Raw genomic sequence first — 7,043 nt, forward strand, 5'->3', positions numbered from 1 at the left:
CTTTGCCTGTTGATTATCTGTACCAAGAGCAAATGTTTCGAAACTTGCTTGTGCACTTTTTAAGCCTGCTAGAGCTGTCTTAACATCATTTATTACTGTCATGATGAATCCTCCTTGAATTTTTTTTGACCTTTTTAGATTACCTGAATCAGAATTTTCTTATGTGGTGAATTTTTTGGAAATATAGTTATAAAATTACTTTTGGTGAATAGCACCATTTTTTCTGTAGTAACCTCGTTTCCAAATCCCCATCAATTCTTCTATTTGGCGACGATTATAGGATTGCGATGTATAATCTTTTTGGGTAATATGTCTCATCTCAAATTTTTTCCACCGTTCCCTTTACTGAACTTAATTAAACACAATAAATATAGAAAACGCCTATAGTGACGGTTCATGTTAATATGGAGTGCGCTGTTACACCGTATGATTAAAAATAAAAAAGGGATTTACGTATATTGCAAATCCCATCTATCCATCTTAGCTAAAAGATTATAATAGTTTTATTCTTCCGATGCAGATGCTTGGGCTTGTAACTGAGATTGTACTTGACTAATTAATGTTTGTATTTGTGCAACCTCATTTGATGCTTGTTTTAATGCTTCTGAAGCAAGAGTAGTATTAGCAGCAGATTGTTCAATCGCTGAAGTTATCATATCTTTTACAATAGAAGAGGCTGCCTCTGCTTGTTTTAATTTATTAGTATCAATTTGATTAGCCATGCTACTTCCTCCTGTTTGTGGTTTAGTACAAAAGATAGAATGCCTCGAATAAATTGTTTTATCCTCAATTCTAAATAGCAATTATTCCTTTGGATAGACAATTATTGAGATTCCTTTCGTTTTAAAATTAAGCCAAAATATTACTAAAATAAATCTCCTGTAGCTAGGCTCTCCTTTTTCTGTAATAGGATGCTTTTCTAAAACTGACTCAGCTTATCCCTTAAATGAATAATTACATAGTAAATGTAAAAAATATATTTGTTAAAAATAACTAAGGAGATGATACAAATGGCATTAATACCTTATGATCCATTTAGACAATTAACTAACATTAGGAGAGATTTTGACAGATTATTCAATGATTTCCCTTTTCATTTAGACAATGATATGAATCAATTGGGGAATATAAGAGTGGATGTTCATGAAACAGATAAAGAGGTAGTAGCAACTTGTGACATTCCAGGCTTACAGAGTAAAGAAGATGTAAACATTGATATTGAAAATAATGTATTGAGAATTAGTGGCTCAATTAACAGAACTAATGAGATTAAAGAAGAGAATATGCATAGGAGAGAAAGATACACAGGTAGCTTTCACAGAGCTATTACACTACCAACTCCTGTTTCTGAGGAAGGTATAAAGGCTTCTTATAAGAATGGTGTACTAGAAGTTATCATGCCTAAACAAACTCAAACAAATAAAAAGAGAATTGATGTGGATTTCCATTAAAAATGAGCAGTTTGCTACCTGTTATGAAAGAGTTTGGCAGGGATTACTTGCAGGAAATTGCTGAGGAACAACCTGACCTAGTTGATTTGCTAATTTTAAGCTGCCATTTACCTCAGGCAAAGAAAAAAATTATTTTAAATGAGCTGACTAATAATATTAAAAATTCCTACCAGCATTACTTCCTTTGAGGTAATGCTTTTCTTTTGTAAGCCCGAACTATAAAAAATAAGCATACCTTAACCGTACGCATCATAAATCACCGTATATCATGATTTTTTTAATCAGATATACGGTGATTTCATTTTATCTGCCACATTCTGCTTGGATCATTTTTGACCAAGGCATATATTGATTTAAAATTTCCGAATGTGGATAGATATCAAGATTCGGAAAATCCGTCAGTAACTTCAAGAGATAACGATAGAAATCCACTCCGTTTGCTTTTGCCGTTTCTGCGATACTTAAACAGATGGCGTTGGCTTTTGCACCAGCTTCACTGACGGAAAAGAGCCAGTTTTTTCTTTTATGTGTTTAAGTCCTAAAAGGAAAAACTGGATTTTTGCAAACACTCCGAAAGGAGCGAAGGCTAGTGCTGTGACTTATAGTATTGTAGAAACAGCCAAAGAAAATGGGCTTAATCCTTATCAATACTTGATGTACATTTTCGAGAAGCTTCCCAATGTAGATGCGAGTAATGAGAACGCCATTGATCGGATTTTTAAAGCCTGATTTTCTACTTCTGTCAAAAATGTCTCGTCATATTCAAATTCCTGTACCTCCGATAAATATCTTATATTTTTTGCTGCTTCAATTCCTCGCCTACGCAAGGCTTTCGATTTTACCAAATCACAATAATAAATGGTATTCGCTGTAGTTGGTACTGAGCCAGCTAATTGAGTAAGATAGGTTACGCCGCCCACATCCTCCAGTATCCCTTTTTGATTTAGTTGTTCGGAAACAGTGACCACATCAATATCTTTATAGCCACCCTTTATACTCTTTAATTCTGGTTTTAATTCTTCCTCTGGAATAAGTAATGATAAGGTTTTGAATAGTTTGTCATCACCTTTGTTGCTTAACTCTGCTGCTAATTTATTTACATACCAATTAGGTGCTCCTGTCGCAATTAATCATATCGGCACATGTTTCAACAGATTTTTCAAAGCGATAAATAAATACAACTTCAATATATCTTTGTCCATCTTTCGAGTGCGGCTTAATGACTTCTAATTTTTGAAATAGGCCCGAGATTTACTGGTGTTCCATACAATTATAAATTGTTATACACAACTTCCAGTAGCTTGATAATATTGTCTTGACGTTGAAACAGTTCGTCCTGACGTTGAAATAGTTTGTCAAGAGTTTTCGTTATACTTTGAATGGCATTACCTGTGCCATAAAGTTTATTCTTGAACTCTACAAGCCCTTGCTTTATCTTTTCAATTTTATTGTCAATTACATCGGCGTATGCGAGCCATAGTATAAATTCGTACATAAAAGGATTAGATTAGTCATTCCTAGGTCCAGTTTAAAAAATTGGGTATTGCTAGGCCTAGTTTCGTATTGCAAAAAATGTGCTATTGCCGTTTATTATTTTCAGGATAGTATTTAACAACAAGAGTCAAATTGAACAGTTGTTTTTCAGTCTTTTTTCATATCGAGAAACATATACTCAGTAAGAATGACTTTAGAATAGGAGGATCTAAATGACAAACAACAACCTGTTAAGCTTTTATGATCCATATGTTTATCAGACATTAACAACCATTGTTGGTAAAATTGTTACTGTTCAAACCATAAGAGGTAGCGTTCGTGGCTCCTTGAAAAATGTATTGCCAGATCACATTGTTGTCGAATCTAACGGAACTCCCTTTTTTATTCGTACCCAGCAAATTATTTGGGTTTTTCCTGGTTAACAAAAAGGAAGTGGAGGGGAAATAATGTTTAAAAGAATAAATAAATTGGCAATTGAACTTCCTATACCCGCACACGGCGATATGAATGCTGCAGCAGCAGTACAAGAACTCTTGGGTGGCAAGTTTGGGGAGATGTCTACCTTAAATAACTATATGTTTCAGTCTTTTAACTTCAGAAATAAAAAAAAGCTAAAACCATTCTATGAGTTAGTGGCAAGCATTACAGCAGAAGAATTTGGTCATGTAGAACTTGTTTCTAATACGATTAATTTGTTATCGGTAGGTAATACTTTTCCAGGGAATCCGGATATCACTCCACTTCAAAATGGGAAGGATGCGAGAAACACCCACCATTTTATTTCTACAGCTCAAACGGCTATACCAGGTGATTCAATGGGAAGACCTTGGACTGGTGATAATGTTTTTAATAGTGGAAATCTGGTTTTAGATTTAACACATAACTTTTTTCTAGAGATTGGTGCACGTACACATAAAATGAGAGTTTATGAGATGACTGATAACCCAGTTGCTAGAACCATGATTGGGTATTTACTTGTTCGTGGAGGAACACATATCCTCGCCTATGCGAAAGCAATCGAAATTGCTACAGGGGTAGACTTGACGAAAATGCTTCCAGTTCCAAATCTTGATAACTCAAAATTTGATTATGCCAGACCGTTCATAGAAAAAGGCTTAAGCAATGTGCTATTCACATGGAGCGAAACAGAATACAGGGATATCGGAATGATTTGGAAAGGAACAAATCCGGAAAATGGGCAACCGCTTGAAGTGAAAATTGGTACTCCTGAAGGCGGACCAATTCCAAACTTAGAGGAGTTACCTGAAGAATTTGCTCCTGGTATTACTAGGGACGATTATGAATTAATCAAAAAACGTCTAATGGAAAATTTATAATAGATTTTTTGTAGGAAAGTTTTTCAACGACCTGGAGGATTTGAAGCAACTATAAGAGGATATTTTTACCAAGCAGCTAGAGAAACAGAAATTAGGTTAGCAAGGAGACTAATTAAAGGAGAACGATTTCATCCATTACTTCCTTTGAGGTAATGCTTTTCTTTTGTAAGCCCGAACTATAAAAAATAAGCATACCTTAACCGTACGCATCATAAATCACCGTATATCATGATTTTTTTAATCAGATATACGGTGATTTCATTTTATCTGCCACATTCTGCTTGGATCATTTTTGACCAAGGCATATATTGATTTAAAATTTCCGAATGTGGATAGATATCAAGATTCGGAAAATCCGTCAGTAACTTCAAGAGATAACGATAGAAATCCACTCCGTTTGCTTTTGCCGTTTCTGCGATACTTAAACAGATGGCGTTGGCTTTTGCACCAGCTTCACTGACGGAAAAGAGCCAGTTTTTTCGACCCATCACATTTGGACGAATGGCATTTTCGGCTGGATTATTATCAATTTCGATACGGCCATCCTTCAAGAATGCTTTTAGTCCATTCGCTCTGTTCAGAGTATATTCAGAAACAGGACAATCGTTGGACCTTGACTGGGCACACTTCGATAGACCCAATTGGAAAGGTTCTTATCATTCGTGTTCAGGCCATAACGCTCCCATTCCTTTACCTGACGGTAAAGAGGTAAGTATTGTGAAAATTTATCATACATCACTTTGGAAGTACGCTAGGACTTGCGATGCTACGTTGAATGGGAGGTTGTGGCGCTTTACCACGTTTAATCTGCCCTTTTTGTAATGAATCGCTTTTGCATTTTTTACATTCATAAGCGTGTTCAATATGTTGAACTTTCATCATTTTCGCAGGAATAAATTTCGCCTCTTCACGCACGATTGTACTGCCCATTTCTATCATTTGATCATGGCAACCGTCACAGATTGTATTTGCTGGATGATGGTGAATAGCTTCTATTTCAATATCTTCACGCAAGGAATCATTTCGTTTTTTTGGTTGAATTTTTCGTACAACAGTATAAGAAATGGTCTGTTGGCTTTGTTCTTCTGTGTGATCAGGATCAGTAAAAGACGGGTCATCCTCAAATAAGGACACTTGCAAATTCCTTTTCTCATAACTGTCTTACCGCAAATGATATAAATGTTTTTAACGCTTGTATAGTCGTGTTTCACCCATTTTTCAACTCCCTCATGACCGCTTGGATGATGTGCTCATCTACACCGTTAAAGAAGGAAATTTCAGCGTTTGCCGTTTTAATCGTGCAAGTAGGATTGGAGGAAAGCACTGTTGGCTTTGTTGCAGAATTATTTTCGTTTTCGGTATGTAATGTAACGGGAACAATGGTTAGTTTTTGTTGTGGCATAGGAAAGCACCTCCTTTTATTGATACATGTATCGTACCAGGAGGTGCTGCGTGTTTATATGCGTTGTTTGAATGGGGGCTTACGGTAATCTTCACAAATAGACGTTAGTAATTTATTTTTAAAATAGAATATGTTCTTTGTGATAAGAGTGCAATTCTCATTAATTTAAATAATTTAACTTACCTATAAAGGAAATAAACATAAATGATTTTTAGTTTTGCACGAATTATTTCGTCAGCTCAAGGAAACTTACCTTATTACACAATAAATAAAAAAACGGAGTGAACTTTTACATTATAAAAAAGGGATTTAGATATATGGGATCAAGGGAGTAATAGTAACTTTACTTAAGTTTAAATTATTATTTACTTATGGGATTTCGGAGCATTAAAGTACCTAAAGAATTACTTTCTTTAGATACTTTAATGCCTTTTAAGAAAGGGGGAAAGTGGAGGCGATTATCCCCTAATAAATGAAGTATTCCCTAATAAAATCAATATCCATAAAATTTTAATATTTAATTTTCCCTCTGCATTCTTACCTCATTCTTAACCTTAAATTCCCGACATATTATTAGATTAAAATGAGATGAGACAAGGTGATTGTTATTTTTCAGAAATTAATTGCTACTCTTATTGGAAGTCTGTTATTAGGAGTTGGTGTGAATGGGTTCCTAGTTCCTCATCATTTAATAGACGGTGGAATTGTTGGAATCGCACTATTACTCCATTATTTTTTAAAATTTCCAACTGGTATTATAATGGTGGGGTTGAGTATCCCTATTTGTATATTTTCCTCATTAAATAATAAAGAGTATTTTTTTAGTAGTTTGCAAGGCTTATTGGTTTCGTCCTTATTTATTGATTTACTGGCTCCTCTTCGTTTTCAATTTTTTATTCCCCAACTTGCAAGTGCACTAATTGGAGGTGCAATAATTGGAGTTGGAGTTGGTCTAATGCTGCGATATAAAACAAGCACTGGAGGAACTGACTTACTAGCTGAAATTATTTCCGAAACTTTTTCGTTAAATATTGCACTTGTAATTATACTGATAGATGGAATTATTGTGTTGGCAGGTCTGGCTTTATTAAAATTAGATGCCTTCCTTTATTCATGTATAGCTATAATCGCTGTGGGTTTCATAACATCCTTAATTAAAGGAAAATAATCTTTTATGGGACCAAAAGCTAACCTTTATTAAATTCCCTCCATGTTTTACCAGTAATGGAATGCTAAGAAAAACCGGGCAAAAACCGCCCGGTCCCTTTTTGTCTAGCGAATATCCGAAATTTTATACTCTATACCGTGTACTCCTTTGTAATACTCGGGATACATTTCTCCTCCGCATTTTTCACACGA

Annotated in this window: 9 protein-coding genes and 4 pseudogenes; 7 read left to right on the top strand and 6 right to left on the bottom strand. The window is 34.9% G+C overall.

Going from position 1 to position 7,043, the window contains the following annotated elements; all coding sequences use genetic code 11:
* The coding region (locus tag PZE06_RS24990) for a DUF1657 domain-containing protein (protein ID WP_275791699.1) at positions 1–102 on the bottom strand (102 nt) is incomplete at its 3' end.
* 401 nt (positions 103–503) lie between these two features.
* Positions 504–722 carry a hypothetical protein gene (locus PZE06_RS24995; RefSeq protein ID WP_041844990.1) on the bottom strand — a complete coding sequence of 73 codons (219 nt, stop codon included), beginning with the start codon at positions 720–722 and terminating at the stop codon, positions 504–506.
* A 288-nt stretch (positions 723–1,010) separates the two neighbouring features.
* Between PZE06_RS24995 and PZE06_RS25000 the strand changes: the two genes are divergently transcribed.
* Both PZE06_RS25000 and PZE06_RS25005 read left to right on the top strand, forming a co-directional pair.
* On the top strand, positions 1,011–1,451 hold the full coding sequence (locus PZE06_RS25000) for an Hsp20/alpha crystallin family protein (RefSeq protein ID WP_150917682.1): 441 nt from the start codon (positions 1,011–1,013) through the stop codon (positions 1,449–1,451).
* Positions 1,452–1,453: 2 nt separating this feature from the next.
* Entirely contained in the window at positions 1,454–1,639 is a 186-nt protein-coding gene (locus PZE06_RS25005) for a hypothetical protein (RefSeq protein ID WP_058005451.1), read from the top strand.
* Between the two features lie 115 nt (positions 1,640–1,754).
* On the opposite strand, the pseudogene PZE06_RS25010 reads toward PZE06_RS25005, so the two are convergent.
* Positions 1,755–1,973 (bottom strand): annotated as a pseudogene (locus PZE06_RS25010) (IS66 family transposase); the annotation flags it as partial.
* A gap of 21 nt (positions 1,974–1,994) precedes the next feature.
* On the opposite strand from PZE06_RS25010, the pseudogene PZE06_RS25015 reads away from it, so the two are divergent.
* Positions 1,995–2,180: pseudogene (locus PZE06_RS25015) on the top strand (transposase domain-containing protein); the annotation flags it as partial.
* On the opposite strand, the gene PZE06_RS25020 reads toward PZE06_RS25015, so the two are convergent.
* Entirely contained in the window at positions 2,096–2,419 is a 324-nt protein-coding gene (locus PZE06_RS25020) for a DnaB-like helicase N-terminal domain-containing protein (RefSeq protein ID WP_076315514.1), read from the bottom strand. The pseudogene PZE06_RS25015 and the gene PZE06_RS25020 sit on opposite strands and share 85 nt — an antisense overlap.
* Positions 2,420–3,157: 738 nt before the next feature.
* Here PZE06_RS25020 and PZE06_RS25025 point away from each other — a divergent pair.
* The 3 genes and pseudogenes from PZE06_RS25025 to PZE06_RS25035 form a co-directional block, all read left to right on the top strand.
* Entirely contained in the window at positions 3,158–3,367 is a 210-nt protein-coding gene (locus tag PZE06_RS25025; protein ID WP_031538343.1) for a YuzF family protein, read from the top strand.
* A 24-nt stretch (positions 3,368–3,391) separates the two neighbouring features.
* Positions 3,392–4,282, top strand: a complete 891-nt coding sequence (locus PZE06_RS25030) for a manganese catalase family protein (protein ID WP_031538344.1) — start codon at positions 3,392–3,394, stop codon at positions 4,280–4,282.
* 18 nt (positions 4,283–4,300) lie between these two features.
* Positions 4,301–4,417 (top strand): annotated as a pseudogene (locus PZE06_RS25035) (cell wall hydrolase); the annotation flags it as partial.
* A 128-nt stretch (positions 4,418–4,545) separates the two neighbouring features.
* On the opposite strand, the pseudogene PZE06_RS32165 reads toward PZE06_RS25035, so the two are convergent.
* Both PZE06_RS32165 and PZE06_RS25050 read right to left on the bottom strand, forming a co-directional pair.
* Positions 4,546–5,419, bottom strand: a pseudogene (locus tag PZE06_RS32165) (IS66 family transposase); the annotation flags it as partial.
* A gap of 70 nt (positions 5,420–5,489) precedes the next feature.
* Entirely contained in the window at positions 5,490–5,684 is a 195-nt protein-coding gene (locus PZE06_RS25050) for a hypothetical protein (protein ID WP_039238838.1), read from the bottom strand.
* Positions 5,685–6,282: 598 nt separating this feature from the next.
* On the opposite strand from PZE06_RS25050, the gene PZE06_RS25055 reads away from it, so the two are divergent.
* Positions 6,283–6,852 carry a YitT family protein gene (locus PZE06_RS25055; RefSeq protein ID WP_225310835.1) on the top strand — a complete coding sequence of 190 codons (570 nt, stop codon included), beginning with the start codon at positions 6,283–6,285 and terminating at the stop codon, positions 6,850–6,852.
* The last annotated feature ends 191 nt before the right edge of the window (positions 6,853–7,043 follow it).

The sequence above is a fragment of the Robertmurraya sp. DFI.2.37 genome (assembly GCF_029211245.1).
Lineage (GTDB): Bacteria > Bacillota > Bacilli > Bacillales > Cytobacillaceae > Robertmurraya > Robertmurraya methanolica_A.

Bases quoted from the DNA above. Each gene is read 5' to 3' on its own strand.
- PZE06_RS25000 (WP_150917682.1), top strand. From the start codon at position 1,011: ATGGCATTAATACCTTATGATCCATTTAGACAATTAACTAACATTAGG.
- PZE06_RS24995 (WP_041844990.1), bottom strand. From the start codon at position 722: ATGGCTAATCAAATTGATACTAATAAATTAAAACAAGCAGAGGCAGCC.
- PZE06_RS25025 (WP_031538343.1), top strand. From the start codon at position 3,158: ATGACAAACAACAACCTGTTAAGCTTTTATGATCCATATGTTTATCAG.
- PZE06_RS25030 (WP_031538344.1), top strand. From the start codon at position 3,392: ATGTTTAAAAGAATAAATAAATTGGCAATTGAACTTCCTATACCCGCA.
- PZE06_RS25005 (WP_058005451.1), top strand. From the start codon at position 1,454: ATGAGCAGTTTGCTACCTGTTATGAAAGAGTTTGGCAGGGATTACTTG.
- PZE06_RS25050 (WP_039238838.1), bottom strand. From the start codon at position 5,684: ATGCCACAACAAAAACTAACCATTGTTCCCGTTACATTACATACCGAA.